Genomic DNA, 15,298 nt, shown 5'->3' on the forward strand with positions numbered 1-15,298 from the left:
AGACGGCCTTTCTTTTTGCCGTGAGTCCAGGGAACTCGGATACGACAAAGCCGGCCCTCATCAGGCCGGCTTCAAGCTCACAGGAGCGACGTGAAGCAGAGGCGTGCTGGTCCTCAGCGCCTCAGGCCGCTTCCTCGGTCGTGCCGAGGCGCTTGTCCAGGTATTCGTCCACGGACACCATCAACTCGTCGACCCTGCCGTCGAAGAAGTGGTTGGCACCGTCGATCACCGCATGTTCGAGCTTTACGCCTTTCTGCGTCTTCACCTTCTCGATGACGCTGACCACGTCCTTGACGGGCGCGACGCGGTCTTCCGAGCCATGCACGAACAGGCCGGAGGACGGGCAGGGGGCAAGAAACGAGAAGTCGTAGCGGTTGGCCATGGCGGCGATGGAGATGAAGCCCTCGATCTCCGGACGGCGCATGAGGAGTTGCATGCCGATCCAGGCGCCGAAGGACACGCCGGCAATCCAGCAGGCGCGGGCATCAGGGTTCATGGCCTGGGCCCAGTCGAGAGCCGCAGCGGCATCCGACAGCTCGCCCTGGCCGTGGTCGAAGGCGCCCTGGCTGCGGCCGACGCCGCGGAAGTTGAACCGCAGCACCGAGAAGCCTCGCTTCGCGAAGTCATAATACAGGTTGTAGACGATCTGGTTGTTCATCGTCCCGCCGAACTGCGGGTGCGGGTGCAGGATGATGGCGATGGGAGCGCCCTTCTCCTTGGCCGGCTGGTAGCGGCCCTCGATGCGACCGGCTGGACCCGTGAAGATGACTTCAGGCATAAACGCGAACCTCTCGAACACCTCTCCATCAGGAGAGGGGGAATCCGGAACGACCTTGACTTCAGGTCGCGGATCCTCATAAAAGAACCCTTAGAACTATTCTAAAATGCTTCATTGTTTCACATGCCCGCAAGGCTTGGGGCATAGGATGAAACATCGGGCAGATGTGGTTGCGGTGCTTTAGCACGGCAACCAGGGTCGATTGCAAGAATTTCGTGAGGCCTTCAGGCAGCCATGGCGGTCAGCCAACGCACATATCTCGACCACAACGCTACCTCGCCCCTGCGGCCTGAAGTAGCCGAGGCGGTCCTGCATGCGCTGCAGCTGCCGGGCAACGCTTCATCGGTCCATGCCGAGGGCCGCGCTGCCCGCGCCGCCATCGAGAAGGCCCGCGAATCGGTCGCCCGCCTCGTGGGCGCCAAGGCCAAGAACATCATTTTCACGAGCGGTGGCACCGAGGCTGCCAACTTGGTGCTGACGCCGGGCTTCCGGCGCCTGGGGCAGGCGGGTGCGATCAGGCTGCTGGTCGGGGCCGCCGAGCATCCGTGCGTGCTCAACGGGCACCGGTTCCAGGCGGAGGTCGTCGGAATCATCCCGGTCGACTCCAACGGCATACTCGATCTGGCCTGGCTCGAGGCTCACCTGGAGATGGCCGGCGAGGAGCGGATTCTGGTTTCCGTCCAGCTTGCCAACAACGAGACCGGTGTGCTGCAGCCGGTGGCCGAGGCGGCCCGGCTGGTGCACGAGCACGGGGGGCTGATCCATACGGATGCGGTGCAGGCGGCCGGCAAGGTCCCGGTCGATATGGCCGAACTGGGCGCCGACGTGCTGACCCTCTCGGCCCACAAGATCGGCGGACCGAAGGGCATCGGTGCAGCGATCCTCGCCTCCGACCAGTTCGAGATCGCCGAGCGGCTGATCCGGGGTGGCGGGCAGGAGAAGGGGCTTCGGGCCGGCACGGAGAACGTTGCAGCCATCGTGGGCTTCGGCGCCGCCGCCGAGATTGCCTTGGCCGGCCTTGAGCGGGAAGCCGGCCGGCTTCGGGTTCTCAGGGACGCGGCCGAGGCCGAATTGCGCCGGATCGCACCGGATGCGGTTGTTGTGGGTGCGCAAGCTGAGCGGTTGCCTAATACCTTCGCCTTTGCCATACCCGGCCTCAAGGCCGAGACGGCGTTGATCGCCTTCGATCTGGCGGGTTTGGCCCTGTCCTCCGGTTCGGCCTGCTCGTCCGGAAAGGTCAAGCGGTCGCATGTGCTCGACGCCATGGGCGTGGAGCCGGCCCTCGCCGAGGGCGTTTTGCGCGTGAGTTTGGGGTGGTCGACCACGAAAGAGGACGTAATCCGCTTTGCGGAGGCGTGCGAAAGGGTGGTCGGCACCTTATATAAGCGGAAGGCGAGCGCAGCCTGAAAAGGCCTCGCTTCGCATTCCAGATCATCAACCCGCGGTCCTTGAAGCCGTGAGCGGTGGGAGAGACACATGCCTGCAGTGCAGGAAACGATCGATCAGGTCCGACTGATCGACGTCGATCAGTACAAGTACGGCTTCGAGACCGAGGTCGAAATGGAGAAGTCCCCGAGGGGGCTCTCCGAGGACGTGATCCGCTTCATCTCGGCCAAGAAGGGCGAGCCCGAGTGGATGCTCCAGTGGCGCCTCGACGCCTACAAGCGCTGGCTCACCATGAAGGAGCCGAACTGGGCGCGCGTGTCGTACGACAAGATCGATTACAACGACATCTATTACTATGCTGCGCCGAAAATGAACCCGGCGCCCAAGTCCCTCGACGAGGTGGATCCCGAGATTCTCAGGACCTACGAGAAGCTCGGCATTCCGCTGCGCGAGCAGGAGATCCTGGCCGGGGTCGAGCCGCAGCGCCGGGTCGCCGTGGACGCGGTGTTCGATTCCGTGTCGGTGGCCACCACCTTCAAGGAAGAGCTCGCCAAGGCCGGCGTGATCTTCATGCCGATTTCCGAGGCCATCCGGGAGTACCCGGACCTCGTGCGCCAGTATCTGGGCTCGGTCGTGCCGGTGACGGACAACTTCTTCGCGACCCTGAACTCGGCCGTGTTCACGGACGGCTCGTTCGTCTACATCCCCCCGGGCGTGCGCTGCCCGATGGAGCTGTCGACGTACTTCCGCATCAACGAGAAGAACACGGGCCAGTTCGAGCGCACCCTGATCATCGCCGACAAGGGCTCCTACGTGTCGTATCTCGAGGGCTGCACGGCCCCGAAGCGCGACGAGAACCAGCTTCACGCCGCCGTGGTCGAGCTCGTCGCCCTCGACGATGCCGAGATCAAGTATTCCACGGTCCAGAATTGGTATCCGGGCGATGCCGAGGGCCGGGGCGGAATCTACAACTTCGTGACCAAGCGCGGCGATTGCCGGGGCAAGAACTCGGTCATCACCTGGACGCAGGTGGAGACGGGCTCGGCCATCACCTGGAAGTACCCGTCCTGCATCCTGCGCGGCGACAACTCCCGCGGCGAGTTCTACTCGATCGCCGTATCGAACGGCATGCAGCAGGTCGATTCCGGCACCAAGATGATCCATCTGGGCAAGAACACCACGAGCCGGATCATCTCTAAGGGCATCGCGGCAGGCCGCTCCGAGAACACCTATCGCGGTCTCGTCTCGGCGCACCGCAAGGCGACGGGTGCGCGCAACTTCACGAACTGCGACTCACTGTTGATCGGCAACCAATGCGGCGCGCATACGGTGCCCTACATCGAATCGAAGAACGCCACCGCCGTGTTCGAGCACGAGGCGACCACATCGAAGATCTCCGAGGATCAGATGTTCTACTGCCAGCAGCGCGGCCTCTCGGAAGAGGAGGCGACGGCGCTCATCGTGAACGGCTTCGTAAAGGACGTGCTGCAGCAGCTCCCCATGGAGTTCGCCGTGGAAGCCCAGAAGCTGATCTCGATCTCGCTCGAAGGCTCTGTCGGTTAATCGCAACACAGCCCCTCATCCTGAGGAGTCGCCAAAAGGCGGCGTCTCGAAGGACGAGGGGCGTCTCGCTGAAGTCATCCTTCGAGAAGTGCGCAGGGCGCGCTCCTCAGGATGAGGGTTTTAGGAACATTACAATGCTCGAAATCAAGAACCTGGTTGTCCAGATCGAGGACAAGCGCATTCTCAACGGCCTCAACCTCACCGTGAACAAGGGCGAGGTCGCCGCCATCATGGGCCCGAACGGCTCCGGCAAGTCGACCCTGTCCTACGTGATCGCCGGCAAGGAGGACTACGAGGTCCTCGACGGCGAGATCCTGCTCAACGGCGAGAACGTGCTGGAGATGGAGCCCGACCAGCGCGCCGCCGCCGGCGTGTTCCTGGCCTTTCAGTATCCGCTGGAGATCCCCGGCGTCGCCTCGATGACCTTCCTGAAGGCCACTCTCAACGCCCAGCGCAAGGCGCGCGGCGAGGCCGAGTTGACCACGCCGGACTTCATCAAGCGCGTGAACGCCGCAGCCACCCAGCTCGAGATCCCGAAGGACATGCTCAAGCGCGCCCTTAATGTCGGCTTCTCGGGCGGCGAGAAGAAGCGCATGGAGATCCTGCAGATGGCGCTGCTCCAGCCCAACTTCTGCATCCTGGACGAGACCGATTCCGGCCTCGACATCGATGCCCTGCGCATCGTGTCCGAAGGCGTGAATGCCCTGCGCTCGGCCGACCGCGCGTTCCTGGTCATCACCCATTACCAGCGCCTGCTCAACCACATCGTGCCCGACACCGTGCACGTGATGTCGTCCGGCCGCATCGTGAAGTCGGGCGGCAAGGAACTGGCGCTCGAACTCGAGGCCAACGGCTATGCCGATTACCGGGACAGTGAGGCTGCCTGACATGGCTGACGTCACCCTCATGAAGACGCCGGCGGAAACCGCGCTGGCGCAGGCTTTCGACAGCGCGAAGACCAGCCTGCCGGGTCAGGCCGAGTCGCGCGCCCAAGCCTTCGAACTCTTCACCCAGCGCGGCCTGCCGCACCGCCGGGTGGAGGAATTCAAGTACACCGACCTGCGTGCCATGATGCGCGAGATCGCGCCTTTCGTAGGCGTTCCCGCTGCGGACGAGGCGAGGGCGGCCCTGGCCGGCGCTAAAGCGCTCGCCGGCATCGAGGCGCTGCAGGTGCCGTTCGTGAACGGCCATTTCGTGCGCGAGGCGGTGGACTTCCACAATCTCCCCGAGAACGTGGAAATCGTGCCGCTGGCCGAGGCTCTCGCCGAGAATCATGACTGGCTCGCTCGCTTGAGCCCCGTGAAATGGGCGAGCGACAATCCGGTCTATCAGCTCAACACTTCCTTCATGGCCGATGGAGTGATGATCCGGATCGCCGGACCTGTCGAGACACCGGTTCACCTGCGCTTCGTCACGGCAGCCGGCTCCGCCGTAGCCACCGCGACCCGCATCCTCGTGGTCGTGGAGGAGGGCGCCTCGGTGACCCTGCTGGAGACCCACGAGAGCACCGACGGGGCCAACCATCAGCCGAACGACGTGGTGGAGATGATCGCCGGCGACCGTACCAACGTGCAGCACGTGCGCGTGAATGCCGAGGGCGACAAGGCGCTGGCCCTGTCGACGCTCGCCGCTAGGATTGGCGGAGAGGCGGTGTTCAACAGCATCAACGTGGTGGCGGGTTCAGCTGCCTCACGGCACCAGGTCTTCACGGTTCTGAACGGTGAGAACACGAACCTGCGCGTCAACGGCGCGACGATGCTGAAAGGCACGCAGCATGCCGATTCCACTCTGGTGGTCGAGCACGCAGCTCCCCATTGCGAGAGCCGCGAACTGTTCAAGACGGTCATCGACAACGAGGCGACCGGCGTCTTCCAGGGCAAGATCATCGTTCCCCATCACGCCCAGAAGACCGATGGGCGCATGATGTCGGCGGCGCTCCTCCTGGAGGAGGGTGGCTCCATGAACAACAAGCCGGAGCTCGAGATCTTCGCCGATGACGTCCAGTGCGCCCACGGGGCCACCTGCGGCCAGCTCGACGAGGATCTCCTGTTCTACCTCATGGCCCGCGGCCTGCCGAAGAAGGAGGCCGAAAGCCTCCTGGTCCAGGCTTTCCTGGGCGAGGCGCTGGAGTTCGTCGAGAACGAGGCCGCCCGCGAGGCGCTGATCGGCACGGTCGAGAGCTGGCTGAAGGCTCGCTCATAATACTCAACACGTCATGGCCGGGCTTATCCCGGCCATCTCGACTGGAAAGGCACGGCGCTTTTTTTGCAATCGGGATCACCGGCACAATGCCGGTGATGACGAGAAAGAGGAAGACAGGTAAGGCAATGAACGCTCCTGTGAAGCCATACGACATCGAAGCGGTCCGGGCGGAGTTTCCGATCCTGAGCCAGCAGGTCTATGGCAAGCCGCTCGTCTATCTCGACAGCGCCGCCTCGGCCCAGAAGCCGCGCGCGGTGATCGACGCCATGGTGAACACCATGGAGACGGGATACGCCAACGTTCATCGCGGCCTGCACCACATGGCGAACGTCGCGACGGAAGGCTTCGAGCGCGCCCGTGAAACCGTGCGCGAGTTCCTCAACGCTGAATCCGTCGACGAGATCGTTTTCACCAAGTCGGCCACGGAAGCCTACAACCTCGTGGCGGATTCCTTCGGACGTATGAATATCGGGGAGGGGGACGAGATCATCCTCTCCATCATGGAGCACCACTCCAACATCGTGCCCTGGCACTTCCTGCGCGAACGCAAGGGCGCGGTGATCAAATGGGCGCCTGTGGACGACGAGGGCAACTTCCTCGTCGAGGAGTTCGAGAAGCTCTTCTCAGCCAGAACCAAGATGGTCGCCATCACCCACATGTCCAACGTGCTGGGCACCGTGACGCCGATCAAGGAGATCATCCGCATCGCTCATGACCATGATGTTCCGGTGCTGGTGGACGGAGCCCAGGGCGCCGTCCATCTGCAGGTGGACGTGCGGGATCTCGACGCGGATTTCTACGTCTTCACCGGCCACAAGGTCTATGGGCCGACCGGCATCGGGGTCCTCTACGGCAAGCGCGAATGGCTCGAGAAGATGCCGCCCTATCAGGGGGGCGGCGAGATGATCCGCGAGGTGCTCTGCGAGGGCATCACCTATAACGATCCGCCGCACCGGTTCGAGGCCGGGACGCCTGCCATCATCGAGGCGATCGGCCTCGACGCGGCGCTGCGGTTCATGATGAGCCTCGGACGCGAAAACATCCGGGCTCACGAGGAGGCCCTGTCGCAATACGCGCATGAGCGCCTCGGAGCCATGAATTCGGTCCGCATCATCGGCCGGGCCAAGGGCAAGGGCGCGATCATCGCCTTCGAGATGAAGGGCGCCCATGCCCATGACGTCGCCACCGTGATCGACCGTCAGGGCGTGGCGGTCCGGGCTGGCACCCATTGCGCCATGCCGCTGCTGAACCGGTTCGGAGCGACCTCGAGCTGCCGGGCCTCATTTGGCCTCTACAACACCATGCAAGAAGTCGATAAGTTGGTGGAAGCCCTGCAGAAGGCGGAAACCCTGTTTGCTTGAGGATGAACCTGTGAACGACCAAGCCCCATCCAACGCGCCGCAGGTGTCCCCTGGCTCCGCGATCCCGCCGGAAGAACTCGACCGCATGACGGACGACATCGTGGCGGCCCTGAAGACCGTCTACGACCCCGAGATCCCGTCCGACATCTATGAGCTCGGCCTGATCTACCGCGTCGACATCGACGACGACCGCAACGTCGCCATCGACATGACCCTGACGGCGCCTGGCTGCCCCGTGGCCGGCGAGATGCCGGGCTGGGTGGAAAACGCCGTCGCCACGGTCCAGGGCGTCCAGAGCGTCAAGGTCAACATGGTCTTCGACCCGCCGTGGGATCAGAGCCGCATGTCCGACGAGGCGCGGGTCGCGCTCGACATGTGGTAGGGGCTTCGACGGCTCCTATCGTTTTCTTGCGTCATGGCCGGGCTTGTCCCGGCCATTTACGTTTCAAGACCTGAAGACTTGGATGCCCGGGAGTGCCCGGTTCACACGATAGAGACAGGTCATGTCCGGTTGATGGACACGCCACCATCGACGAGCAGGGCCGTTCCTGTCGTGAAGCTCGATGCATCGGAGGCAAGATAGAGCGCCGACCGGGCGATCTCCTCGGGCCTGGCAAGCCGCTTCAGGGCGTGAAGGCCTTCGACGAACGCCTTTGCTTCGGGCGTGCTAACCCAGGCTTCGGCCAAAGGTGTATCTGTGCCGCCCGGCAGCAATGCGTTGACCCGGATGCCTCTCGGGCCGAATTCGGTGGCAAGAGACTGGGTTAGCCCGATCAGGCCCGACTTGCTGGCAGCGTAAGAGGCCACCCCGGGCATGCCTGCCGTGTATCCGACGAAGGTCGAGGTGAAGATCACGGAGCCGCCTCCGCGGGCGAGCATGGCCGGGATCTGGTACTTGGCACCCAGAAAAGCCGCTGTGAGATTGACCGCGAGAGTCTCATTCCACCTCGCAAGCGATACGCCAGGTGTCGGCGCCATCTCGCCGTTCATGCCCGCATTGTTGAAGGCGATGTCGAGGCCGCCGAACCGGCGGATCGCCGCCTCGACCAGCGCCTCGGCCAGAGGCTCGTCCCTGATGTCGCCCGCCAGTGCAACGGCCCGGCCGCCCTCCGCCTCGATTTCCGAAACCAGAGCATTGAGAGCATCAAGACGTCGTGCGGTGACGATGACGTTTGCGCCTTCGCGTGCAAAAAGCCGGGCCGTCGCGTAGCCGATGCCTGAACTCGCACCGGTCACGATGGCAGTTTTATTCTTAAGCGTTGTCATGGCTGAGACCTTTCCTCACTGAGCCTGTGGCTCGCGAATGGAATCTCAAATTTCTTCCTGGCTTCCGACCCGCTTCCTGCGCCCGATTCCTGTGATGGAGCATGGTTTCGCGCCATCCGCCGGACTGACTTTGGCTCATGAGGAAAAGGCGCTAGGCTCGGCCTGCATCCGAGCAGTTGCGGGTCTTCCCGAGGGAACCAATGAACACGCCTCAACCACCTACGCCCCTCGATGTCCGCTGCTGCATTGTCGGCGGCGGGCCTGCGGGGATGATGCTGGGGCTCCTGCTGGCCCGGCAGGGCGTCGAGGTGCTGGTCCTCGAAAAGCACGCGGATTTCCTGCGAGACTTTCGGGGCGACACCATCCATCCCTCGACCCTCGAGGTCATGGGTGAACTCGGCCTGCTCGACGAGTTCCTGGCACGGCCGCACCAGCGGACGCAGACGGTCAGCCTTGTGGTCGGCGGCGTACCGCTGACCCTGGGCGACTTTTCCCATCTGCCCACGCGCTGCAAGTTCATCGCCTTCATGCCGCAATGGGAGTTCCTCGACTTCCTGGCCGATCACGCCCGCGAATATCCTCACTTCCAGCTGCGGATGCAGGCGGAGGCGACGGATCTGATCGAGGACCGGGGCAGGGTGGCCGGCGTGCGGATTTCGACACCCGAGGGGCCTCTCGAGGTGCGGGCGGATCTCGTCGTCGCGGCCGATGGCCGCCGCTCCATCGTGCGCGGGAAGGCAGGTTTTGAAGTGCTGGACATCGGCGCGCCGATGGATGTGCTCTGGATGCGGGTGTCGAAGCGCCCTGGCGACCCGAGCCAGCTGCTCGGGCGCATCGAAGCGGGACAGATGCTCGTGATGATCGACCGGGGCGATTACTGGCAATGCGCCTATCTCATCCCGAAGGGCTCACTGGAACGTCTCAGGCAGGATGGACTGCCGGCCTTCCGGGCGAATCTCGCCCGGGTGGCTCCGTTTCTGGGGGATCGCCTCGAAGAGCTGCAATCCTGGGATAACATCAAGCTTCTGACGGTCGCGGTCGACCGGCTTCTGCAATGGCACATGCCGGGGCTGCTGTGCATTGGTGATGCGGCTCATGCCATGTCTCCCGCGGGCGGAGTGGGCATCAATCTCGCAATTCAGGATGCGGTTGCGACCGCAAATATTCTCGGCCCGCATCTCAAGCGGGGGCCAGTCACGTCCGAACAGCTGGCCCTCGTGCAGAAGCGGCGCGAATGGCCGACCCGGATGACCCAGAGGCTCCAGGTGCTGCTTCAGAACCGGCTGATTACCCCGGTCCTGAACAGCAAGGAACCCGTGTCACCGCCCTGGCTCGTCCGCCGCTTGACGCAATGGCCCTTCTTCAGGCGCATCCCCGCCCGCATCGTCGGCATCGGCTTCCGGCCCGAGCACGTGCGTTAGAGGCTCGGCCTCCTCCAGGTTCTCCTCCACGAGATCGTCCGCCTCCTCGACGGAGGAGAGCACCGGCTCCCTGGGAGCCTCGGGCACGGCGGCGAACATGGCGCGGGCGATCTCCTGCTCGCCCATCACGATCCGGGTCGCGCCGAGCTTCATGATGTGCTCCTCCTGGGCGAACGAGTGCGCGCGTACGATGATCGGCAGGTCCGGGTTGAGCTTGCGGGCCTGATCGACGACCTGGCCGCTCTCGAAGGCATCGGGAATGGCCACCAGGAGGCAGCGGGCCTGCCGGATATTGGCCGCTGCCGCAATTTCCGGATCGGCCGCATTCCCGACGATGACATCCAGGCTGCCCTGCTGCAGTTCGGCGACCTGCTCCTTGTTGGTCTCGATGACGAGAAAGGGAACGCCCATCGAGGCCATCTTTCGGCTGATATACTTCCCGACCCGCCCATGACCGACGAGGACGACATGCTCGGTGAGGGGTGTCACAGGAAGCGGCTCGCGTGAGGCGGCTGCCGCCTGTGCCGCCGCTGCGATCGTCTCCTGCTCGGCAGCATCCGTTTCGGCCTTGGCTTGAGCCCGCACGATCTCCCGCGTGGTGAACCAGCGGTCCAGCAGCGTGAACAGGAACGGGTTCATCATGATCGACAGGATCGCGCCCGCGAGGATCAGGTCGCGTCCTTCGGCCGGCAGGATCCGAAGCTCGACGCCCAGCCCAGCGAGAATAAAGGAGAACTCGCCGATCTGAGCGAGGCTTGCGGCGATGGTCAGGGCGGTCGCGTCCGGATGGCGGAAAAGCCGGACGATGGCGTAAGCCGCGGCCGACTTTCCGATGACGATGATCAGGAAGGTCGCGAGAACGGGACCGAAATCCTCGATCAGGATCATCGGGTCGAACAACATGCCGACCGACACGAAGAACAGAACCGCGAAAGCGTCGCGCAGGGGCAGGGTCTCGGACGCAGCCTGGTGGCTAAGCTCCGATTCGCTCAAGATCATGCCGGCGAAGAAGGCCCCGAGAGCGAAGGACACGCCGAAGAGTTCGGCCGCTCCGAAGGCTGTGCCCAGGGCGATGGCGAGAACCGACAGCCGGAACAGTTCCCGCGACCCGGTGTGGGCGACATAGTGCAGAATCCAGGGAATGACCCGGCGCCCGATGATCAGCATGATGGCCAGGAAAGCCAGAACCTTGCCGAGCGTCACGGCCAGCGAGATCACGATGGATTCGAGATCGGCCGATGCGCCAGAGGTGGCATTCGCGAAGGCCGGCAGCAGCACCAGGGTGAGCACCATGGCCAGATCTTCGACGATCAGCCAGCCGACGGCGATGTGCCCGCGCTCGGTCTCGACCAGGCGGCGCTCCTGCAGGGCCCTCAGCAGCACGACCGTACTGGCCACCGAGAGCGCCAGGCCGAAGACAAGGCCGCCGCCGATGCCCCATCCCATAATCCAGGCGAGCCCCATGCCCAGAAGCGTGGCGCTCGCGATCTGAACTATGGCGCCGGGAATGGCGATGGCACGGACCGAGAGGAGATCCTTCAGGGAGAAGTGAAGGCCGACACCGAACATCAGCAGGATCACGCCGATTTCCGCCAGCTGGTTGGCAAGCCCCTGGTCCGCCACAAAGCCGGGCGTAAAGGGTCCGGCGAGCACGCCGGCGAGCAGATAACCGACGAGAGGGGAGATCCGTAAGCGATGCGCAAGTGCGCCGAGGGCAAATGCCATCACCAGGCCGATGACGATGGTGGATATCAGCGGCATGTGATGCGGCATCGGCTCTCCTGCGAAAGGCACGGCTTTTCGGGCTGGTTTTCCCGATATGATCGACCTCGGCCGGTGGGGCAACCCTCATTGGTCTCGACGTTTGGGCTCCGACCGCTTATCTATTCATCATGTGAACTCGTTCTGCCCGGGCCTTGAACCCGGCTGTCAGGAGAGAAGGCTTATGGCTCTACCCGGCTTCAAGGTCGTCACCTTGACCGACGCGGCGGCAAACCGCGTCAAGGACATCATCAGCAAGGCGGATCGCCCCATCGTCGGCGTGCGGGTCGGCGTGAAGAACGGCGGCTGCGCCGGCATGTCCTACACCATGGAATATGCGGAAAGCGTCAACCCGCTCGACGAGCTGATCGAGGACAAGGGCGTGACCGTGCTCATCGATCCCAAGGCGGTGCTGTTCCTGCTCGGCACCGAAATGGACTTCCAGACGACCAAGATGTCGTCCCAGTTCGTGTTCAATAATCCGAACCAGACCTCCGCCTGCGGCTGCGGCGAATCCGTCGCCATCACGCCTGCGACACCGACCACCCTTCAATCGGCGGAGTGATCCATGGATGCCGAGGCCATTCGCGAGGTCTTCCGCGGCTTCGGTCCCGTTCAGATCCGGCACATGTTCGGCGGGAAGGGGATCTACCGGGGCGAGTTGATGTTCGCCCTCGAGGCAGATGGCGAGCTGTATCTCAAGGCGGATGAGGAAAGCATCAAAGTCCTCCAGGGGCTAGGCTCCCGGCCCTTCACCTTCGAAACCCGGGACGGCCGCGCGACCCTCACGAGCTACTGGCTCATGCCGGAATCGGCCCTGGACGACCCTGACGAGGCGCGGGAGTTTGCGGCCATGGCCCTTGAAGCGGCCCGGCGCGCCAAAGCCCGCAAGGGCACCAAGGCGGGATCGACCAGTAAAGCCTCGAAGAAGGCCCGAAAGCCTGCTGCCGAGACCGCTACTTAGCCTTCTTGACCGGCACCGGCCTCATGAGGAAGGCCGGAACGTGATCTCCGAGGCCGATGACCTGCTCGTCGTCGTCCTCGCGCCGGGAGCGTCCCTGATATCCGCGGTCCGAGGTCCTGTCGCGCTCAGGCCGTTCCCGTTCGCGCCGAGGCGCGCGATTCGGCTGCTCCTCGCGGGGAGCCGGAGCCGGGCGAGGGGCCGGGGCTTCTTCTCGTGCCGCTTCAGCAGGCTCCTGCGATCGTCCCGAAGACCCGACCTTGACCTTGCGGCCGCGTGAGCGCTCTTCGCCGCGTTCACCGCGCTCACCACGTCCACCGCGGCGGCGGGAGGAGTTCTCGGATTGAGGGCGCTCTGCCAGCGTCGGACCCTGCCATTCGACGGGCTGGCCGATCAGCTTCTCGATCGCCGCAAGGGATTTTTCTTCGCCCGGTCCAACCAGCGTGAAGGACTGGCCGGAGCGCCCGGCGCGGCCCGTGCGGCCGATGCGGTGCACGTAATCCTCGGCATGATGCGGGATGTCGTAGTTGAACACGTGGCTCACGGCAGGGATATCCAGGCCGCGGGCGGCCACGTCACTGGCGACCAGGATAGGCATTTCTCCGGTCCGGAAGCTGTCCAGAGACGCCATGCGGGCGTGCTGGTCCATGTCGCCATGGAGCGCCGTCGCCCCGAAGCCATGCTTCTGCAGGGATCGGTGAAGGACGGCGACATCACGCTTGCGGTTGCAGAAGACGATAGCGTTCTGCAGGTCCGTCGCGCTGCGGATCAGCTCGCGAAGGGTTTCCCGCTTCTCGAAATCCTCCCGTCCCGTCGCCACGAGGCGCTGGGTGATCGTCGAGGCCGTGGAGGCGGCGCGGGCCACCTCCACCTTCACCGGATTGTGAAGGAAGGCGTCGGCCAGGCGCTGAATTTCCGGCGGCATGGTCGCGGAGAAGAACAGGGTCTGCCGGGTGAAGGGCACGAGCTTCACGATGCGCTCGATGTCGGGGATGAAGCCCATGTCGAGCATGCGGTCGGCCTCGTCGATGACGAGGAGTTCGACGCCCGTGAGCAGGAGCTTGCCGCGCTCGAAATGGTCGAGCAGGCGGCCAGGGGTCGCGATCAGCACATCGACGCCGCGGGTGATCTTCGCGTCCTGGTCGCCGAAGGAGACGCCTCCGATCAGGAGCGCCACGGAAAGCTTGTGGTTGATGCCGTACTTGTCGAAGTTGTCCTCGACCTGGGCGGCGAGCTCGCGGGTCGGCTCGAGGATGAGCGTCCGCGGCATGCGGGCCCGGGCGCGGCCTGTCTCCAGCAGGGTCAGCATCGGCAGGGTGAAGGCCGCCGTCTTGCCGGTGCCGGTCTGCGCGATGCCGAGTACGTCCCGGCGGGCGAGCACATGGGGGATGGCCTGGGCCTGGATCGGCGTAGGCTCCGTATAGCCTGCGCTGGATACGGCCTGTTGAACTTTCTCGCTAAGTCCGAGTTCGGCGAAGGACATGAATTCTCATTACCGTTGGGGCTGGGTGCGCTCTTCAGTGCCGGCCGCGCTCTACGGCAACAAACAGGCGCGAGACTGGTTTCACCTGAGGCTCTTGCTCAAGTTAAGGAGTGGCCGGACCATAAGATAAGCTATGCGCTTGTCAATCCAAGGAAAGTTGCCAGAGGACAGCGAAGGAACATTTGATGGCCGAAACACTCGTTCTGATTCCCGGTCTGGCCTGCACCTCCCGGCTGTTCGAGCCGCAGATCGCCGCTTTTGGGGCCGAGCGCACGATCATAATCGCGGATCACACCCGCGATGATTCGGTTGCAGCCATCGCGGCACGCCTCTTGCGGGAAGCCCCCGAGCGCTTCGCTGTCGCAGGACTCTCCATGGGGGGATACATCGCCTTGGAAGTCATGCGGCAGGCGCCGGAACGGGTGGCGCGGCTAGCCCTCCTCGACACGAGCGCCCGCCCGGACTCGGTGGAGGCGACCCAGGACCGCGAGCGGCTCATCGCGCTCGCTGAGGCCGGCCGCTTCGAGGACATTCATTCCAAGCTCTGGCCACGCCTCGTGCATCCCGACCGTCAGGCAGATCAGAACCTGCAGGAAGTCGTTCTCGGCATGATGCGCGAGATGGGGGCTGAGGCCTATATCCGCCAGCAGCGGGCCATCATGGCCCGCGCCGACTCACGGCCGAATCTTCCGGGCATCGAGGTCCCGACCTTGGTGCTCGTCGGGGAGGGGGACGCCATCACGCCGCCGGAGATCGCAAGGGAAATGGCCGAGATGATCGAGTGGGCCTCTCTGATCGTCGTGCCCGATTCAGGGCACCTGTCGACCCTCGAGCAGCCCGAGCGCGTCACGCAGGCCCTCAGATTGTGGCTGGACAAGGATTAACCACGATTCCCACCCACCCTTGCGGAGCACTTCGCGATCATGGTCAATGATTGGTTACTGCTGGATTGTGCATCTAAGGGGTAAGTTTCAAATCAATCTAAATATCTGATATTGAATAACTTTTTCCCAATTCAGGGCAAGATGTCAGGTGCGTCGCGCAGCCCTGATGGCGTGTGATCCGCCAGGCCGTGGAGCCAATGAGAGGGCAAAGTCATTGCTGGATGATGGACTG

The 15,298-nt window shown here is 63.9% G+C and carries 14 protein-coding genes; 10 read left to right on the plus strand and 4 right to left on the minus strand.

The window, feature by feature from the left end:
- Positions 1-121: 121 nt before the first annotated feature.
- Complete coding sequence (locus AC0QTX_RS14350) at positions 122-778, minus strand: alpha/beta hydrolase (RefSeq protein ID WP_474604500.1); 657 nt, start codon at positions 776-778, stop codon at positions 122-124.
- 234 nt (positions 779-1,012) lie between these two features.
- On the opposite strand from AC0QTX_RS14350, the gene AC0QTX_RS14355 reads away from it, so the two are divergent.
- From AC0QTX_RS14355 to AC0QTX_RS14380, 6 genes are all read left to right on the plus strand, one after another.
- The gene (locus AC0QTX_RS14355; RefSeq protein ID WP_474604501.1) at positions 1,013-2,185 is read left to right on the plus strand and encodes a cysteine desulfurase family protein; all 1,173 of its coding nucleotides are present in this window, start codon (positions 1,013-1,015) and stop codon (positions 2,183-2,185) included.
- A 69-nt stretch (positions 2,186-2,254) separates the two neighbouring features.
- A complete protein-coding gene (gene sufB / locus AC0QTX_RS14360; protein WP_474604502.1) occupies positions 2,255-3,727 on the plus strand; it encodes a Fe-S cluster assembly protein SufB in 1,473 nt (490 codons plus the stop codon).
- 134 nt (positions 3,728-3,861) lie between these two features.
- Complete coding sequence (sufC, locus tag AC0QTX_RS14365) at positions 3,862-4,614, plus strand: Fe-S cluster assembly ATPase SufC (RefSeq protein ID WP_474604503.1); 753 nt, start codon at positions 3,862-3,864, stop codon at positions 4,612-4,614.
- 1 nt (position 4,615) lies between these two features.
- The gene (gene sufD / locus AC0QTX_RS14370; protein ID WP_474604504.1) at positions 4,616-5,929 is read left to right on the plus strand and encodes a Fe-S cluster assembly protein SufD; all 1,314 of its coding nucleotides are present in this window, start codon (positions 4,616-4,618) and stop codon (positions 5,927-5,929) included.
- A 125-nt stretch (positions 5,930-6,054) separates the two neighbouring features.
- Complete coding sequence (locus AC0QTX_RS14375; protein WP_474604505.1) at positions 6,055-7,290, plus strand: cysteine desulfurase; 1,236 nt, start codon at positions 6,055-6,057, stop codon at positions 7,288-7,290.
- Positions 7,291-7,375: 85 nt separating this feature from the next.
- Positions 7,376-7,672, plus strand: coding sequence for an SUF system Fe-S cluster assembly protein (locus AC0QTX_RS14380; protein WP_409564900.1), 297 nt, complete (start codon positions 7,376-7,378; stop codon positions 7,670-7,672).
- Between the two features lie 119 nt (positions 7,673-7,791).
- Here the strand turns inward: AC0QTX_RS14380 and AC0QTX_RS14385 are convergent, their stop codons facing one another.
- Positions 7,792-8,556: an SDR family oxidoreductase gene (locus AC0QTX_RS14385; protein WP_474604506.1), complete on the minus strand. Its 765-nt coding sequence runs from the start codon at positions 8,554-8,556 to the stop codon at positions 7,792-7,794.
- Positions 8,557-8,756: 200 nt separating this feature from the next.
- Between AC0QTX_RS14385 and AC0QTX_RS14390 the strand changes: the two genes are divergently transcribed.
- Positions 8,757-9,977 carry an FAD-dependent oxidoreductase gene (locus AC0QTX_RS14390; protein WP_474604507.1) on the plus strand — a complete coding sequence of 407 codons (1,221 nt, stop codon included), beginning with the start codon at positions 8,757-8,759 and terminating at the stop codon, positions 9,975-9,977.
- Here the strand turns inward: AC0QTX_RS14390 and ybaL are convergent.
- On the minus strand, positions 9,876-11,750 hold the full coding sequence (gene ybaL / locus AC0QTX_RS14395) for a YbaL family putative K(+) efflux transporter (RefSeq protein WP_474604508.1): 1,875 nt from the start codon (positions 11,748-11,750) through the stop codon (positions 9,876-9,878). The genes AC0QTX_RS14390 and ybaL overlap by 102 nt on opposite strands.
- 172 nt (positions 11,751-11,922) lie before the next feature.
- Here ybaL and sufA point away from each other — a divergent pair, with 172 nt between their 5' ends.
- Positions 11,923-12,303 carry a Fe-S cluster assembly scaffold SufA gene (gene sufA / locus AC0QTX_RS14400; protein ID WP_474604509.1) on the plus strand — a complete coding sequence of 127 codons (381 nt, stop codon included), beginning with the start codon at positions 11,923-11,925 and terminating at the stop codon, positions 12,301-12,303.
- Positions 12,304-12,306: 3 nt separating this feature from the next.
- Entirely contained in the window at positions 12,307-12,702 is a 396-nt protein-coding gene (locus AC0QTX_RS14405; RefSeq protein WP_474604510.1) for a TfoX/Sxy family protein, read from the plus strand.
- Here the strand turns inward: AC0QTX_RS14405 and AC0QTX_RS14410 are convergent.
- Complete coding sequence (locus AC0QTX_RS14410) at positions 12,695-14,182, minus strand: DEAD/DEAH box helicase (RefSeq protein WP_474604511.1); 1,488 nt, start codon at positions 14,180-14,182, stop codon at positions 12,695-12,697. The genes AC0QTX_RS14405 and AC0QTX_RS14410 overlap by 8 nt on opposite strands.
- Positions 14,183-14,367: 185 nt before the next feature.
- On the opposite strand from AC0QTX_RS14410, the gene AC0QTX_RS14415 reads away from it, so the two are divergent.
- Positions 14,368-15,066, plus strand: coding sequence for an alpha/beta fold hydrolase (locus AC0QTX_RS14415; RefSeq protein ID WP_474604512.1), 699 nt, complete (start codon positions 14,368-14,370; stop codon positions 15,064-15,066).
- Positions 15,067-15,298 lie beyond the last annotated feature (232 nt).

The sequence above is a fragment of the Microvirga sp. jy35 genome, from assembly GCF_056148915.1.